At 48.5% G+C, this 15,068-nt stretch carries 16 protein-coding genes; 12 read left to right on the top strand and 4 right to left on the bottom strand.

Translation table 11 applies throughout. The features are described 5' to 3' along the window. Positions 1-10 precede the first annotated feature (10 nt). The 4 genes from BMZ54_RS02875 to rsgA all read left to right on the top strand — a co-directional run bounded on the left by BMZ54_RS02875 (position 11) and on the right by rsgA (position 3,970). Positions 11-877, top strand: coding sequence for a DUF58 domain-containing protein (locus BMZ54_RS02875; protein WP_089906634.1), 867 nt, complete (start codon positions 11-13; stop codon positions 875-877). Between the two features lie 25 nt (positions 878-902). Then, positions 903-1,883: a hypothetical protein gene (locus BMZ54_RS02870; RefSeq protein WP_089906633.1), complete on the top strand. Its 981-nt coding sequence runs from the start codon at positions 903-905 to the stop codon at positions 1,881-1,883. A gap of 134 nt (positions 1,884-2,017) precedes the next feature. After that, on the top strand, positions 2,018-3,028 hold the full coding sequence (locus tag BMZ54_RS02865; protein WP_089906632.1) for a vWA domain-containing protein: 1,011 nt from the start codon (positions 2,018-2,020) through the stop codon (positions 3,026-3,028). A gap of 12 nt (positions 3,029-3,040) precedes the next feature. Further along, positions 3,041-3,970: a ribosome small subunit-dependent GTPase A gene (rsgA, locus tag BMZ54_RS02860; RefSeq protein ID WP_089906631.1), complete on the top strand. Its 930-nt coding sequence runs from the start codon at positions 3,041-3,043 to the stop codon at positions 3,968-3,970. Here the strand turns inward: rsgA and BMZ54_RS32880 are convergent. The 3 genes from BMZ54_RS32880 to BMZ54_RS02855 are packed head-to-tail and all read right to left on the bottom strand — an operon-like array spanning position 3,967 to position 4,844. After that, positions 3,967-4,119, bottom strand: a complete 153-nt coding sequence (locus BMZ54_RS32880) for a hypothetical protein (RefSeq protein WP_156093006.1) — start codon at positions 4,117-4,119, stop codon at positions 3,967-3,969. The two genes, rsgA and BMZ54_RS32880, sit on opposite strands and share 4 nt — an antisense overlap. Positions 4,120-4,134: 15 nt before the next feature. Further along, positions 4,135-4,287, bottom strand: coding sequence for a hypothetical protein (locus BMZ54_RS32875; protein WP_156093005.1), 153 nt, complete (start codon positions 4,285-4,287; stop codon positions 4,135-4,137). Between the two features lie 44 nt (positions 4,288-4,331). Then, the gene (locus BMZ54_RS02855) at positions 4,332-4,844 is read right to left on the bottom strand and encodes a gamma carbonic anhydrase family protein (protein ID WP_089906630.1); all 513 of its coding nucleotides are present in this window, start codon (positions 4,842-4,844) and stop codon (positions 4,332-4,334) included. Between the two features lie 236 nt (positions 4,845-5,080). On the opposite strand from BMZ54_RS02855, the gene BMZ54_RS02850 reads away from it, so the two are divergent. From BMZ54_RS02850 to BMZ54_RS02815, 8 genes are all read left to right on the top strand, one after another. Further along, the gene (locus tag BMZ54_RS02850; protein ID WP_089906629.1) at positions 5,081-6,271 is read left to right on the top strand and encodes an aspartate aminotransferase family protein; all 1,191 of its coding nucleotides are present in this window, start codon (positions 5,081-5,083) and stop codon (positions 6,269-6,271) included. Between the two features lie 110 nt (positions 6,272-6,381). Further along, positions 6,382-7,026 carry a hypothetical protein gene (locus BMZ54_RS02845; RefSeq protein WP_089906628.1) on the top strand — a complete coding sequence of 215 codons (645 nt, stop codon included), beginning with the start codon at positions 6,382-6,384 and terminating at the stop codon, positions 7,024-7,026. A gap of 50 nt (positions 7,027-7,076) precedes the next feature. Then, positions 7,077-7,373 (top strand): winged helix-turn-helix domain-containing protein, encoded by a 297-nt coding sequence (locus BMZ54_RS02840; protein ID WP_089906627.1) that lies wholly within the window; start codon positions 7,077-7,079, stop codon positions 7,371-7,373. Between the two features lie 54 nt (positions 7,374-7,427). Beyond that, positions 7,428-8,780 carry a cell envelope integrity protein CreD gene (gene creD, locus BMZ54_RS02835; RefSeq protein ID WP_089906626.1) on the top strand — a complete coding sequence of 451 codons (1,353 nt, stop codon included), beginning with the start codon at positions 7,428-7,430 and terminating at the stop codon, positions 8,778-8,780. Between the two features lie 82 nt (positions 8,781-8,862). Continuing rightward, positions 8,863-10,266: a B12-binding domain-containing radical SAM protein gene (locus tag BMZ54_RS02830; RefSeq protein ID WP_089906625.1), complete on the top strand. Its 1,404-nt coding sequence runs from the start codon at positions 8,863-8,865 to the stop codon at positions 10,264-10,266. Between the two features lie 11 nt (positions 10,267-10,277). Then, positions 10,278-10,520, top strand: a complete 243-nt coding sequence (locus BMZ54_RS02825; RefSeq protein WP_089906624.1) for a hypothetical protein — start codon at positions 10,278-10,280, stop codon at positions 10,518-10,520. Next, positions 10,507-10,881 carry a diacylglycerol kinase family protein gene (locus tag BMZ54_RS02820; protein WP_238386470.1) on the top strand — a complete coding sequence of 125 codons (375 nt, stop codon included), beginning with the start codon at positions 10,507-10,509 and terminating at the stop codon, positions 10,879-10,881. Before BMZ54_RS02825 ends, BMZ54_RS02820 begins: the two co-directional genes overlap by 14 nt. A 52-nt stretch (positions 10,882-10,933) precedes the next feature. Then, a complete protein-coding gene (locus BMZ54_RS02815) occupies positions 10,934-11,578 on the top strand; it encodes a DUF1361 domain-containing protein (protein WP_162277454.1) in 645 nt (214 codons plus the stop codon). Positions 11,579-11,677: 99 nt separating this feature from the next. Here BMZ54_RS02815 and BMZ54_RS02810 read toward each other — a convergent pair whose 3' ends face one another. Further along, positions 11,678-15,043: a hypothetical protein gene (locus BMZ54_RS02810; protein ID WP_089906622.1), complete on the bottom strand. Its 3,366-nt coding sequence runs from the start codon at positions 15,041-15,043 to the stop codon at positions 11,678-11,680. Positions 15,044-15,068: the final 25 nt, after the last annotated feature.

Below are 15,068 nucleotides of genomic sequence, written 5' to 3'. Positions count from 1 at the left end.
CTTAGGTCGGGTGGATACAGCAGAAATACTCAAAAAGGTAAGACGCATAGAAATGAAGACCCGGGGGCTCTCCAACCACATTTTTTCCGGGGAGTACCACAGCGCCTTTAAAGGAAGGGGCATGTCGTTCAGTGAGGTTAGGGAATACCAGTTTGGAGATGATGTACGGTCTATTGACTGGAATGTAACAGCACGGTTCAACCATCCTTTTGTAAAGATCTTCGAAGAGGAAAGAGAGCTCACCGTAATGCTGCTGGTGGATGTAAGTGAAAGCTCTGTGTTTGGTACCGTGCACCAGAATAAACGCAACCTTACAACGGAAATATGCGCCGTACTGGCCTTTTCCGCTATCAATAACAACGATAAGGTGGGGGTGATATTTTTTAGCGATGGGGTGGAGAAATACATTCCCCCCAAAAAGGGCAAATCACATATCCTGTTCATTATCCGCGAGCTGCTTTCTTTCAAACCTAAAAAGAAAGGCACCAATATCCGGGAAACCCTCCGCTTCTTTAACAATGCCGCCAAAAAGCGGAGTATTGTTTTCCTGCTGAGCGATTTTCTGGCAGGCGACTACCAGGATGCATTGACCATCGCCTCCCGCCGGCATGATATGGTGGGTATACACGTGTATGACCAGCGCGATAAAGAGCTGCCGCCGGTAGGCCTTATACAGGCCGTGGATGCTGAAACAGGCGGCCGCCAGTGGGTGGATGCGGCTGATAAACGGGTGCAGCAATATTACACCCAGCAGTTCCTGCAGCACACACAATACTGCCGCAGCGCATTCCTGAAAAGCGGGGCTGAGCTGGTAAGTGTGCGTACCGACGAAGATTACGTAAAAGCATTGCAAACATTTTTCCTGAACCGGGCATAAGTTTTAAAGCGGAGCAAAAACCATCATGCAAAAAAGAATAATCTTACAGCGTATTTTTTTATGTGTATTGCTGGGATACCTGTGTCCTTTCCGCTTGCTGGCCCAGGACCATTACCAGGTAAAGGCCCTGGCCGATACCGATAAAATACGTATAGGCGAACAGGTTAAGCTGGAGCTGTCTGCCAAAGTGGATCTGAACCAGCTGAAAGCCGCCAGCCTGCGGCTCACCTTCCCTAACCTGCCGGATTCTTTTAATCACTGGGAGGTAGTAGACCGCTCTAAGCTGGATACCGTTACCAACGCCGGTAATAACGAAACTTTTTTTAAACAAACCTTTACCCTTACCAGCTTTGACTCCGGCCGCTGGGATATACCCGCACTGCGGTTTGATGTATTTTCCCCTGCCGGTATGGTGGACTCTGCTTTTTCGCAGCCCATTGGTATAGATGTAAACACCGTTACGGTAGATACTACCAAAGCATTTAAGCCTATTAAAAGTGTGCGCACCGTGGCCTGGAACATTTGGGATTACTGGCTGTACATGGCTATTGGCGCAGCGGTAGTGCTGTTGGCGTTAGGGCTGTGGCTATACTTCCGTAAGCGCCCGGTTAAGGAAAAAGTAGTACCTGCAGCGCCGCTGGAACCAGTGTACGACCGTACCCTGCGCCTGTTAAAAGAGCTGGATGCAGAAAAGGTATGGCAGCAGGGTAATGTGAAAGAATATTATACAAGGCTCACAGATATTTTGCGTACCTATTTTGAGGAGCAGTTTGGCATAGCTGCGCTGGAACAAACTACGGCAGAACTGTTGCAGAACATAAAACCGGTGACCATCCTGAACCAGCAGCGCGATAAGCTGCGGGCGCTGTTATCGCTGGCCGACCTGGCTAAGTTTGCAAAGCTGCAGCCTACACCGCAGGAGCACGAAGAAAGTATGCACAAAGCCGTTGAAATAGTGGAGTGGACCAAACCAGCCGCTAAGCCGGCTGAAGCGCAGAACGCTTAATGCAAAAAGCTGAAAGCACAAAGCGTAAAGCAGAAAGCATAAAGCAAAAGGCCGGCAGCAAAACATAATCAGCTTTATGCCTTATGCTTTCAGCTTTCCGCCTAATTCGTAATTGATAATTCGTAATTGAACTAATGGACCTGTCGATCTGGAAAAATATAACATTTGCCTATCCCTGGTGTTTCTGGTTATTGTTACTGGTACCGTTACTTATTTACTGGTATTTTAAACAACAGCAGCGGCAGCAGGGCGCTTTGCAGGTATCCTCCATACAGGGCCTTAAAGGGCTGCCGGTATCCTGGAAAGTACAATTCCGGCCGGTGCTGCTGGTACTGCGCGTGCTGGCTTTTGCAGCCCTGGTTACAGCGCTGGCCCGCCCGCAAACCAGCAATACCTCTGAAAACATTGACAGTGAGGGTATAGACATTGCCCTGAGTATAGACATTTCCGGTAGTATGCTGGCAGAAGACCTGCAGCCTAACCGCCTCGAAGCCGCCAAGAAAGTAGCTGTGGATTTTGTGAATAAACGCATCAGCGACCGTATTGGCCTGGTGATCTTTTCCGGCGAAAGCTTTACGCAATGCCCTATCACTACCGATCATGCCGTGCTGGAAAACCAGATCATGCAGGTAAAAAGCGGTATGCTGCAGGATGGTACTGCCATTGGGATGGGACTGGCCACCGCGGTAGACCGTTTACGCAGCAGCAAAGCCCAAAGTAAGGTCATTATCCTGCTTACGGATGGGGTGAACAATACCGGCCTGGTAGATCCTATTACCGCGCTGGAAATAGCCAAAGCCTTCAAGATCCGGGTATATACCATTGGTATTGGTACCTATGGCAAAGCGCCTTTCCCCATGACCATGCCGGATGGCAGCATACAAATGCAAATGCAGGATGTGCAGATCGATGAGCAGCTGATGAAAAAAATATCTTCTGAAACCGGCGGCAAATACTTCCGCGCTACCAATACCGTGGCCTTACAGCACATTTACGATGAAATTGATAAGCTGGAAAAAACCAAGGTAGAGATCACCTCCTATAAACGTTACGCAGAACATTTCTTCCCGCTGGCCATGCTGGCCCTGGCCTGCCTGCTGCTGGAAGTGGTGTTGCGGTACACGGCTTTCCGGAGTTTACCGTAACTTCGCCCCTTCATGCAAGGAACCGTTTACAGATCGACCGGCAGCTGGTACCAGGTAAAAACACTGGATGGCGGGTTTTACCAGGCCCGTATGAAAGGTGTTTTTAAGATGGATGAGGACATTACCTCCACCAACCCCATTGCCGTGGGCGACATTGTAGAAGTAGTGGAAGAGGAAAAGGAGGCCGCCAATGCCATGATCACGGAAATTGCGCCACGCCGCAATTACATTGTCCGTAGCTCTCCCCATAAAAGATCGCACAAACATATTGTAGCCGCCAACCTGGATCAGGCAGTGCTGGTATGCACCATTAAGGAGCCCCGCACTTCCCGCGGGTTCATAGACCGGTTCCTGGTAACGGCCGCTGCCTACCACATTCCGGCCGTTCTGGTGTTTAATAAAAAAGACCTGCTGAAAGAAAAGGACCGGGAAAAATTCCTGGAAATGGCAGATGTGTATACGGATATTGGCTATCCTGTGCTGCTCATTTCTGCGGCTAAGGGCGAAGGGATAACCGAGGTACAGGAAATGTTGAAAGATAAGGTAACCTTAATGTCCGGCCACTCCGGGGTAGGCAAATCCTCCCTTATTAACCAGCTGCTGCCCGGTATGCAGCTGCGTACAAAAGAAGTAAGCGGCTGGAGCGGTAAAGGCCTGCACACTACCACTTTTGCAGAAATGTTTGACCTGCCGGATGGTGGGCAAATAATAGATACCCCCGGTTTGCGGGAGTTCGGGATCATAGACATCCCTAAAACAGAATTATCGCATTACTTCCTGGAAATGCAGCCCTATATTACGCAGTGTCAGTTCAATAACTGCCTGCATATCAATGAGCCCGGCTGCGCGGTAAAGGCCGCCGTAGAAGAGGGGGAGATAGATACAGATAGGTACATCAGCTACGCTACCATCCTGGAAACCATAGAAGAAGAACGTTATTAACCCCGTTTCTTGGGTTTATTCAGCTCATCCAGCACTTTTTCCGCACCCCAGTTCTTTTTGGGTTGAGGACAGCCGGTTTTCTGTGTTTTGCAGGCGCTCATGGTCAGCAGGCCGGCAACAATCAGCAATAGGGTAATTTTGTGTCGCATAGGGTATGGAATAGCTTAGAATACGCGGCTGTCCATTTGTTTACGGGCCTTCCGGTTATCGCTTTTATTGCCTTTGGTATAAAAGTTATTGGCGGGACAGCCGTTTTGCGTAGCACACCCGGCAGCCACCATAGCGGTAAGCCACATCAGGAGTAAAAATTTCTTCATAGGTATCTGTAATTTGTAATTTACTGCAATATAATGATTTTTTACTATTTGAACCAGCCTGAATACATGAGGTAATTGTTAGCAATCCGGTCTATTTCGCCGCTGATCAGCTCCTGGCTGATGTCTTTTACCTTTTTAGCCGGCACCCCGGCATAAATAGTTCCTGCTTCTACCTGGGTACCTTCCAGCACCACCGCCCCGGCGGCAATAATGCTGTTGCTGCCAATACGGGCATTATCCATTACAATGGCGCCCATGCCTATCAGCACATTATCATCTACAGTACAGCCATGCACAATGGCGTTATGGCCTATGGATACATTGTTGCCAATAATGGCTTTTGTTTTTTCGTAGGTGCAGTGAATAACGGCGCCGTCCTGTATATTCACCTTATTGCCTATACGAATACTGTTCACATCGCCCCGCACCACGGCATTGAACCATATGCTGCAATCGTTGCCCATAGTTACATCGCCTACAATGGTAGCGTTGGGTGCAATAAAACAGTTGCTGCCAAATTCCGGCTGTATTCCTTTTACTGGTAGTATAACAGGCATCATTATAGATTTAATAGCAGTTAGCAATTAACAATTAACAATTAGCTTTTAGCTGTTAGCTGCAAGTTATTGGTTAACCGCTACAAATAATAATCCATAATGGCCCATCAGGCATAACGCAAATTTTTTCTATTCTATTATAACCAGCCATTTTTCTTTCCCCAAGCTAAACGCTAAACGCTAATCGCCAATAGCTAAAAGCTAAAAGCTTGTATAATTACTACCTTCGCATTTGTATGAACAACCGGCAGCTTTTTTTACGGCATGTAGCACAAACTTCCGATGCACCGCTGGCACTGGAGATCACCAAAGCCCAGGGAATGTATATGTGGGATGCAGCAGGCAAGCGCATCATGGACCTGATTGCAGGTATTAGTGTATGTAATATAGGGCACTGCCATCCCAAAGTGGTAAAAGCCATACAGGATCAGGCGCAGCAATACATGCACCTGCTGGTGTATGGCGAGCTGGTACAATCGCCGCAGGTAGCTTTTGCGGCCAGATTAACGGAGAATCTGCCCACTGCGCTGGATAGTGTGTACTTTACCAACTCCGGTACAGAAGCAGTAGAAGGCGCTATGAAGCTGGCCAAACGATATACAGGCCGTACGGAGATCATTGCCTTTAAGAATAGCTACCATGGCTCTACCCAGGGCTCTTTGAGTATTATGGGGCAGGAGGAATGGCGCAATGCCTACCGCCCCCTGCTGCCGGATATTCAGCACCTGGATTATAATGACTTTAGCTCACTGGAGCATATTACTGCCCGCACCGCCTGCGTAATTGCAGAAACCGTGCAGGCAGAAGCAGGCGTACGCCCGCCCCAACAGGAATGGTTACACGCCCTGCGCGAAAAATGCAGCCAAACCGGCGCCCTCCTGGTGCTGGACGAGATACAATGTGGACTGGGCCGCAACGGCGCCTTATGGGGTTTTGAGCGGTTTGGCATTGTCCCCGATGTGTTATTGCTGGGCAAAGCCCTGGGCGGTGGAATGCCGCTGGGGGCCTTCATTTCCTCCCGTGATATTATGTGGAGCCTTACCCATAATCCGGTGCTGGGACATATTACCACTTTTGGCGGCCACCCTGTTAGCTGCGCCGCCGGCTTAGCCGCCCTGAATGCCTTGCTGGATGAAGATATTATTCCATCTGTTAAAGAAAAGGAGCAGCTTTTTCACCAATACCTGCAGCACCCCGCCATTAAAGCAGTACGCTCCCAGGGCCTGCTGATGGCAATTGAATTAGCGGACTTTCCCTTTAATAAAAAGGTGATTGATGAATGCATCAGCCAGGGCCTGCTCACCGACTGGTTCCTGTTTGCACCGGAGTGTTTGCGCATAGCGCCGCCATTGATTATTAGTAAGGAGGAGATCAAAGAGGCTTGCGGGGTAATTGTAGCGGCGTTGGACAAAATGAGCGGGCAGTAACTTTAACAAATCCAATCCCAATGATTCTCAATCATTTTCACACCTAACACTTCAAATAATTTTGTTAATCCAATATTTCCATTAACTTTGAATTACAAAGTGCTTTCTATATGAATGAACAGCAGCATCTGGAAACGTTAAGTGATATTAAACGCATAATGGAACGTAGCAGCCGTTTCATATCCCTTAGCGGCTTAAGCGGCGTATGGGCCGGCATTTGCGGCCTGGCCGGCGCCACAGTGGCCTACCTCTGGATCCATAGCTACTATCTTGCCTGGGATACCCGTGGCAGTTACTACGATGCCGACTACGCTATACTGCGTTATAAGCTGATCATCCTGGCAGCTGTGGTATTAGGGATCACCCTGGCTGGCGGCGCTTATTTTACCTGGCGCAAAGCACGCCGTAATAACCTGCCCATTTGGGATGCTACCTCCCGTAAAGTGGTAGTAAACCTATGCCTGCCACTGGTAACCGGTGGTTTTTTTATACTGGGGTTAATGTATAATAACCATGAGCCTTTAATAGCCCCGTCCTGCCTGGTGTTCTATGGCCTGGCCCTGGTAAATGCCAGCAAATATACACTCACGGATATACGTTATTTAGGTATTACAGAAATTATACTGGGTATCCTGAATATCTTCTTTTTACGCCGCGGCCTTTATTTCTGGGCCCTGGGCTTTGGCGTGCTCCATATAATATATGGCCTTGTAATGTGGTGGAAATATGAAAGAGGAGTGAATGCAGAAGGCTGAAAAACAGAAAGCATATTTTTCTCCAATTAATTTATGGAAATTGTGATGCAATGAATCCAATAGGTAATCTCAATAAATTATTCGACAGCCGCATTCGCCTGGGCGTGATGAGTGTGCTCATGGTGAATGAGGAGGTGAGCTTCAACGACCTGAAGCAGGTGCTGGAAGTAACAGACGGCAACCTGGCTTCCCACCTGACCACGCTGGAGGAGAACGGTTACCTGAAAGTGCACAAGGGTTTTATTGGCCGTAAGACCAATACCACCTATTCCATTACCAAAGCCGGGGAGAAAGCCTTTAAAGGTCACCTGGCTGCGCTGGAAAATATGATCCGGTCTATAGAGTGAAATTTTTTTTATCCCTATACTTTGAAATACAAAGTGCTTTTTAAAACTTAAAACATGGAAACACCGCAAACCAACGAGAGGCAAACATTTATGCAACGTAATTCCTACTCCATTAAAGCCCTGGTAATTGGCTTCCTGGTATTGGTATTGCTTATTCCCACCGCCATGATCATGGGCCTTATTTCTGAACGGGAGCACCTGCAAACCGATGCTACTAAAGAAGTAAGCAGTAAGTGGGCCAATGAGCAAACCATCACCGGCCCGGTGCTGGTAGTGCCTTATACGGAGCTGAATGAGAAAAAAGAGCTGATTCGCAAACAAGCCTGCTTTTTACCGGACAAGCTTAATATCAACGGGCAGCTGGCGCCGGAGATCCGCAAGCGGGGTATTTATGAAGTAGCCGTGTACAGCTCTCAGTTACAGCTGAGCGGAGTCTTCACGACACCCGACCCCGTGGCGCTGAATATACCGGCTACCAGCTTTTTGTGGGATGAGGCCTATCTGTCGATCGGTATTACAGACATGCGCGGCATCACCAACCAGCTGCAGGTATTATGGAACGGGCAGCCGTATGTTTGCAACCCCGGTACTCCAGCTGTTGACTTGCTGGGCAATGGTGTGCAAACACGCATTCCTTTAAGCGCTATGGTAGCCAATAGCGATACGGCCAGCTTTTCCATTAACCTGGGTCTTAAAGGATCCGGCCTTATCTATTTTTCACCGGTAGGCAAAACTACCCGGGTAAATATAAATGCCCCCTGGGCTAATCCCAGCTTTGATGGCTCTGTGTTGCCGGAAAAGCGCGATATCACAGCTAAAGGCTTTACCGCCAGCTGGCAGGTGCTGCACCTGAACCGCAACTTCCCGCAAAGCTGGAGTGTGGGAGATAAATATGATATTAAAGATGCGGACTTTGGCGTAAAGCTTTTTTTACCGGTAGATGGTTATGCCAAATCCATGAGGGCCGTGAAATACGCGATACTCATTATCGGCCTTACCTTCCTGCTGTTCTACTTTATAGAGCTGCTGCAACATCACAGCGTTCATCCATTACAATATATACTCATCGGCGTGGCCCTATGCATTTTTTACACTTTGCTGATTGCCCTTGCCGAGCAGCTGAATTTTAACCTGGCATATATCATTGCCACCCTGTTAACCCTAAGCCTGGTAACCGCTTACGCGGCCAGCGTGTTCAGAAAAGCTGGTACCACGCTGGCTGTAGGCGGCACCCTGCTTACGTTGTACGGGTTTATTTATGTGATCATCCAGTCAGAAGATCAGGCATTACTCATGGGCAGCCTGGGCTTATTCAGCATCCTTGCCATCGTCATGTACTTTAGCCGCAAGATCCGCTGGAATACATTGGGCGGTAATATCGCATACGATCAAAATGCAAACGCATGATAAATGTTTCCTGCACAGAGAGAGGTATATGCGGAGTTAAACCCATGAAAGAGGTTCATAGAGACAATCAAAAACTACACGCGTGAAAATTAAAATGATCCTGCCGGCATTAACGGAAGCAAAAAGCCCCTACTGGCGCCCCATTAAGTACTCCCTGTTTCCTCCACTGGGATTGGCTACCCTGGCGGCTTACTGCGATGCGGATGATGAGATCACCCTGCAGGATGAGCATGTGGAAACACTGCAGCTGAATGATGATCCGCAGCTGGTGATCATACAGGTATACATTACCAATGCGTACCGCGCTTATGCCATTGCAGATCATTACCGTAGCAAAGGTTGTTATGTGTGCCTGGGTGGGTTGCATGTAACGTCGTTGCCGGAAGAGGCTATGCCTCATGCGGACAGTATCTTCATCGGTCCCGGTGAAGATACTTTTCCGCAGTTCTTAAAAGATCTTAAGCAGCGGCGCACGCAAAAGATCTACACTTCACAGCAACGTACACTGCACAGCATACCACCTATACGCCGGGATCTGATCAGGCGAAACCTGTACCTGGTGCCCAATTCCATTGTAGTGTCCAGGGGCTGCCCACACCATTGCGATTTCTGTTACAAGGATGCTTTTTTTGAAGGCGGCCGCTCTTTTTATGTGCAAAAGGCAGATGAGGCCCTGGCGGAAATAGACCGCCTGCCGGGCCGCCACCTGTACTTCCTGGACGATCACCTGCTGGGCGACCGTAAGTTTGCCGCTGCTTTGTTTGATGGCATGCAGGGTATGAACCGGGTGTTCCAGGGCGCCTCTACCGTAGAAGCTATTTTACGCGGCAACCTCATAGAACAGGCTGCAGCAGCGGGTTTGCGCAGTGTATTCATAGGTTTTGAAACCTTCAGCAATCATAACCTTCAGCAAAGCAATAAAAAGCAGAATATCGGGAAAGACTATACGGAGGCCATCCGCCGCCTGCACGACCTGGGGATTATGATCAACGGCAGCTTTGTATTCGGGCTGGATGATGATAATGAAGATGTGTTTAAACGCACGGTAGACTGGGCGGTGAACAATGGTATTACCACCTGCACCTTTCATATCCTCACCCCTTACCCTGGCACGGCCTTGTATAAACGAATGCAGCAGCAGGGCCGTTTGCTGCACAGCAACTGGGACCTGTATGATACCCGGCATGTGGTGTACCGCACCAACGGCCTTTCAGCAGAGCAGCTGGAGCGGGGCTACAACTGGGCCTACCGCAATTTCTATAGCTGGCGCAACATTACCAGCGCCAGCCTGGCGCATACGGAGCTAAAACATATGCTGAAACATTTTGCCTACGCCGGCGGCTGGAAAAAATTTGAACCACTATGGAACTTCATTATCAAAACCAAAGGGCTCAATCAAATGCTGCCCCTGCTGGAAGCTATTCTGTCAAAAGTGCCCGGGCGGCAAACACTGAAACATGGCCCGCTGCAACATTCGTTCAATTAAAAGAACATGTTATGCAGCGGTACTGGTTTAAAAAATATGGCTGGGCATACATTCCCATTAGCATAACCGGCAGCCTAGTAACTATTGCTGCCATACTGCTAACAGGGGCCTGTGTCTGGATATTGGACCGCCAATGTTCATCCCTTAGCGATGCGCTGATCCACTTTTTTATTTATTTTACCTGTATTGCTTTCTGGTGGAAATGGATTGCAGAAAGCACGGCCCAAAAACCTGACAACCATGATGCCTCCTAAAAACAGCTACCTGCACCGCCGCCTGCACAGTTTCCGGTATGCCTTCAGCGGCATTGCTGCTTTTATAATATCAGAGCCGCATGCCCGTATACACGCTGTAGCCACGATGCTGGTAATAGCGCTGGGAGCCTGGAGCCATATTACCGCAGTGCAGTGGATAGTCATTAGTATTGTTACCGGCATGGTATGGATAACGGAAATGCTGAATACCGTTATCGAAAAAATGATGGATCATTTGTCGCCGGACTATCACCCCCGCGTAAAATGGATCAAGGATGTAGCGGCCGGCGCCGTGCTCATAGCCGCCGTGGTAGCCGTAATTACCGGTGCGGTGGTATTTCTGCCGGTTTTCTTTAAATAGCGGTTTTGAAACCAAGCCATTATTCAACATTTCAATTAAGCATTAAATGCGTATGCAATTACCTACCATAGCAGGTAGCAGCAGAAAGGCCCTGTGGTTGGCTGTTACTTTTAGCATAACATTATTAACGTTCCGCTGCATTCATACCGGCAGCTGGCAATATACCTTTCTGCTATGGAACCTGTTCCTGGCCTGGGTGCCCTATTACGTAACCTGGATGATGCGGCGCCTGGACAGCAGCAAATGGCCTTTACCGGTATGGATACCTGTGTTTTGTTTGTGGCTGCTATACCTGCCTAATGCACCTTATATACTTACAGACCTGTATCATTTACCGGAAGGCGGAGCACCTATGTGGTTTGACCTGATATTGATCCTGTCTTTTGCCTGGAACGGCCTGCTGCTGGGTTTTATATCCATTAAGCAAATGCAGGGTATGTTTATGAACCGCTTTCCCAAATGGCCGGTACAGCTGTTTATTTTACCGGTAATGCTTTTATGCGGCTGGGGCGTATACATTGGCCGTTACCTGCGCTGGAACAGCTGGGACCTGGTAGTGCAGCCAGTGCCGCTGCTGCGGGAAACATGCGCTATGGTGCTGCACCCAATGGAGTATAGTCATGTATGGGGCTTTACTGTTTGCATGGGTTTGTTCATGCATATTCTTTACCACTTAAGATCTGCCACGCCTAAATAAAAAGAATTATCTATTGTCCGGATACCCTATATCAATTAAAAAGGGGGTGTATCGTTTTAATGATACACCCCCTTGCTGTATAAAGATGATTGTATTTGCTTAGAAATCCACGCCCATACCAAAGTACCAGATCGGGTTGCCGCGGAAGAAAGCGATCATCGGCCAGCCGGCATCTACCCGCAGGAAATAACCTGCAATAGTAGTGCGGGCGCCAAAACCATAGCCGCCTACAAAGGGGCCCAGGAAGCCTTCTTTGATCTTCACTGTTACACCATCGCTGCCGTTGTAATAAGTGTAGTTGGCATCTTTAAAGTTCAGCGTCTTATTCCAGGCAGTACCCAGGTCTATGAAAGAGGTGAGCTGGAAGTTGCGCAGGAAGGCAGAGTTAATGGGCTTCTCAATAAAGGTGGCAAACACCGGCAGGCGCAGCTCTGTATTGAACAGCATTACATTATTACCATTCTTGGCATTTTGCTTATACCCGCGCATGTTCACCGCCAGCGTCTGGAAGCCGTAGTTGGCCGTCAGGTCTACCGGTGTGTTGGTATTGATCTTCGGGTTCAGCCAGTTGTCTACACCACCCAGGTAATACAGCAGCTTGCGGGTACCCCATGAAAGGTCGGCAGAGAAGCGGGTGGCCCATATAAAGTTGCGGTATATTTTTTCATAGTGCCGCACATCAATACCCATGTTGTAGGTGAATTTGCCTTTACCCGCTGCGGTGGGGTTAAAGAAGCCATTCAGGTCACCGGAAAGCTGGGCGTTCATATCGCCATAGATCTTATAGCGGGTACCGTTCCAGATATTAATAGCCGGGTTAATGGTATTGTCATACACATATTCCAGGCGTACCAGCGCATAGTTTTCGCTGAAGTCCTGCACTTTCAGGCTCTGATCGTCAGATGCCAGTATCACCATACGGTCATTACGGAAGCCGGTTTGCAGGCGCAGGCTGCGTACCTCGTCAAACGGATAGCGTACTTCCAGCTGGTACAGGTTGGTCTTCAGCTTAATGGGATACTGATCGCCCAAAGATGCCTTATCTACCTTACGGTAATAAGTGAATTTATAATCAAACCGTTTTTTAAGGTAAGCAAAAGAGGCAAAGTATTCCGTACCATCCAGGGAGGAAGGTATGCGGAAGCCGCCGCTGAACTTATAATCTTCCATCAGATCGCTTACGCCTATACGAATTAAGCCGTTCACCGGGTCTGTTAAGCGGATGGGGCTTACCGGAGGGCCTGTAAAGGGCTGGTACTTGTTAATAAGCACGGAGTTATCTATCTGTGCAATCAGGTAGTCTGATGAGAATTTGAGCTTATACGGCAGCAGGCGCGCTTTTTTCAGCACAGCTTCTATCTGTGGTATTGAAATGGGCGGTATGCCATCTTTCACAGCTGCGCTGCTGTCTGCCGGTTCATTTCCAAATTCGTTCTGGAAAAAGTCAGGCTTCTTAACAGTATCCCTGGGTGGCTGCTGTCCGTGGTAGGTAGGCAATCCCATACGAATGCTGTCCTGGTGCATCTGGTACTGGCGGAAGGCGGTAGGCCGGGCCGTTACATTACGTTTACGCAAGGCCGTAGTATCTACCTTCAGCTTCACCAAACGTTTAAAATTGTTAATGGCCGTTACTTCAGATACCATTCCCTGGTCGCCTGCTATACGGGATTCCTTAATACCATATTGGTAGTTGCTTACCGGGAATACGTAGGTTGAATCTTTAGTGATGGTAATTGCTGCCACGGAATCCGGAGCAGTAGCGCCATATGCGGATAATGCAGAATCCAGCTCAGAAGGCTCCGGGTTATGAAGGATCTCTGAACCAACAAAGAATAAGCTGTCCACACCCGCTCTTTCTGATTTAAAGAAACCGGCAAAGCGGTTACGGATCCCATTTTCGTCCGTTACAAATGTAAAGTGTGTGTTATTATACTGCATGGGCAGGCGCGCATCGCCATACTTCATATCTGTTAGCTGGGAGATCTGTTTTTCAGAGGTCTTGTTCCAGTTATCAACCAGGAATACATTATACCGGCCGCCAGGCAGCACGGTATCTGCACTGCGTGCAGTGGGCGAAGGGCGGTTGGATGAATAAATGATACCGCTTTTACCCGGGAAGGCCACAAAAGAAGGGTCCAGGTCATCATACACGTCGTTGGTGATCTGTTCTGTTTTGTAGTTGCTGATGTTATAGGTGAAAATATCCGTATGCCCGTTCTTAACAGCAGAGAGCAGCAGGGTATTATCAAATTCAAAGAAGTACTTCATATCTATCACCCGGTCAAACATGTTCAGGTCCTGTTTGGTGGTGATCTTGCTGATCAGATCATACACCATCAGGCGGGTGCGGCCTTCATATTCATAAACAACGGCAATGCGGTTACCCTTCTGGTTCCAGGCTATTTGCGGGTAGTTGGGATCCAGCTGGTTGGCCAGCTGTTTTACACCGCTGCGCAGCAGTATTTTCGGTTTATTGTCGCCTACCTGTATCTGCACGCGGTACAGGCCTTTCTTAAATTCTACTACAGCGTAGGAATTATTCCGGGGATTGGCCTGGAAACGGTAAAAGTCGGATTTACCTATCTCGCGCGTTACCACGGTGCGGCCACGGGCTATTTGCCGGCGGCGACGGTTATCCTGCTGGTATTTCCTGAGGTTGTACGTCATGAAATCTTCCATAGCCTTTTTGGGCGTTTGGCTCAGCACCTGCTCAAAACCTCTTTTCAGCCCACGGTTTATGCGGGATATGTACATGAGGTAGGGCACGGCATCTTTTCCGTATTTGCTCTCCACATAAAACCAGAATGCATGGCCGGCCAGCAGGGGATGGTCATATGCAAGGGAATTGAACTTGGTATATTTACCGGATTGCAGGATGGCTTTCAGCTCTTCATCTTTTTCCGCATTCCAGTTCTCTGCCGCATAGGCAATAAAGCCGTCTGTAAACCATTTGGGGAAATCTATCAATACAGCATTACCGGCAAACTCGCCGATATCCTCACCAAACAAAAGGGTTTCCAGCATTACGCGGGCTATGCCCTGCCGTATCTGGTTCTGCAGGTGTTTATGGTCGCCATCAAAATAAACGATCATTTTATTACCCACCAGTTTAGTAACCCCGCCGGTGTTCTGCCAGTCTACACCAATACCTATGTTGGACTGCTTCATTTCCCCAAAGCTGTTATATACTACTATATTCAGCCTTTGACGGAAAGAGAACTCCATGAACTGTTCCAGCGAGGGTAACTCCTTCTCGGCTTCCTGGGCCACATACTTACCCAATTCCAGCCCGTTCTGACTAAAATAGGTGTTGAAATGCCGGGTTTGATAGTACCGCCACTTGAAATTCTTGTGCTGTACACGGTTTTGCCCGAATTCAACAGTATTGGTCTGTGCCTGGGATAGAAAATACGTGGTTAGTAATAGGGTACCGGTGAAGAATAACCTGGTAGTAAATCTGTTCATACAGAAAGTATTGATAATATTGTAT

The organism is Chitinophaga rupis, from assembly GCF_900109685.1.
GTDB classification, from domain to species: domain Bacteria; phylum Bacteroidota; class Bacteroidia; order Chitinophagales; family Chitinophagaceae; genus Chitinophaga; species Chitinophaga rupis.
This window is presented reverse-complemented; position numbering and strand designations above follow the sequence as displayed.

Excerpts from the sequence above, each read along its gene's own strand:
- BMZ54_RS02870 (WP_089906633.1), top strand. The coding sequence starts at position 903 with ATGCAAAAAAGAATAATCTTACAGCGTATTTTTTTATGTGTATTGCTG.
- BMZ54_RS02865 (WP_089906632.1), top strand. The coding sequence starts at position 2,018 with ATGGACCTGTCGATCTGGAAAAATATAACATTTGCCTATCCCTGGTGT.
- rsgA (WP_089906631.1), top strand. The coding sequence starts at position 3,041 with ATGCAAGGAACCGTTTACAGATCGACCGGCAGCTGGTACCAGGTAAAA.
- BMZ54_RS32880 (WP_156093006.1), bottom strand. The coding sequence starts at position 4,119 with ATGCGACACAAAATTACCCTATTGCTGATTGTTGCCGGCCTGCTGACC.
- BMZ54_RS32875 (WP_156093005.1), bottom strand. The coding sequence starts at position 4,287 with ATGAAGAAATTTTTACTCCTGATGTGGCTTACCGCTATGGTGGCTGCC.
- BMZ54_RS02855 (WP_089906630.1), bottom strand. The coding sequence starts at position 4,844 with ATGCCTGTTATACTACCAGTAAAAGGAATACAGCCGGAATTTGGCAGC.
- BMZ54_RS02850 (WP_089906629.1), top strand. The coding sequence starts at position 5,081 with ATGAACAACCGGCAGCTTTTTTTACGGCATGTAGCACAAACTTCCGAT.
- BMZ54_RS02845 (WP_089906628.1), top strand. The coding sequence starts at position 6,382 with ATGAATGAACAGCAGCATCTGGAAACGTTAAGTGATATTAAACGCATA.
- BMZ54_RS02840 (WP_089906627.1), top strand. The coding sequence starts at position 7,077 with ATGAATCCAATAGGTAATCTCAATAAATTATTCGACAGCCGCATTCGC.
- creD (WP_089906626.1), top strand. The coding sequence starts at position 7,428 with ATGGAAACACCGCAAACCAACGAGAGGCAAACATTTATGCAACGTAAT.
- BMZ54_RS02825 (WP_089906624.1), top strand. The coding sequence starts at position 10,278 with ATGCAGCGGTACTGGTTTAAAAAATATGGCTGGGCATACATTCCCATT.
- BMZ54_RS02820 (WP_238386470.1), top strand. The coding sequence starts at position 10,507 with ATGATGCCTCCTAAAAACAGCTACCTGCACCGCCGCCTGCACAGTTTC.
- BMZ54_RS02815 (WP_162277454.1), top strand. The coding sequence starts at position 10,934 with ATGCAATTACCTACCATAGCAGGTAGCAGCAGAAAGGCCCTGTGGTTG.
- BMZ54_RS02810 (WP_089906622.1), bottom strand. The coding sequence starts at position 15,043 with ATGAACAGATTTACTACCAGGTTATTCTTCACCGGTACCCTATTACTA.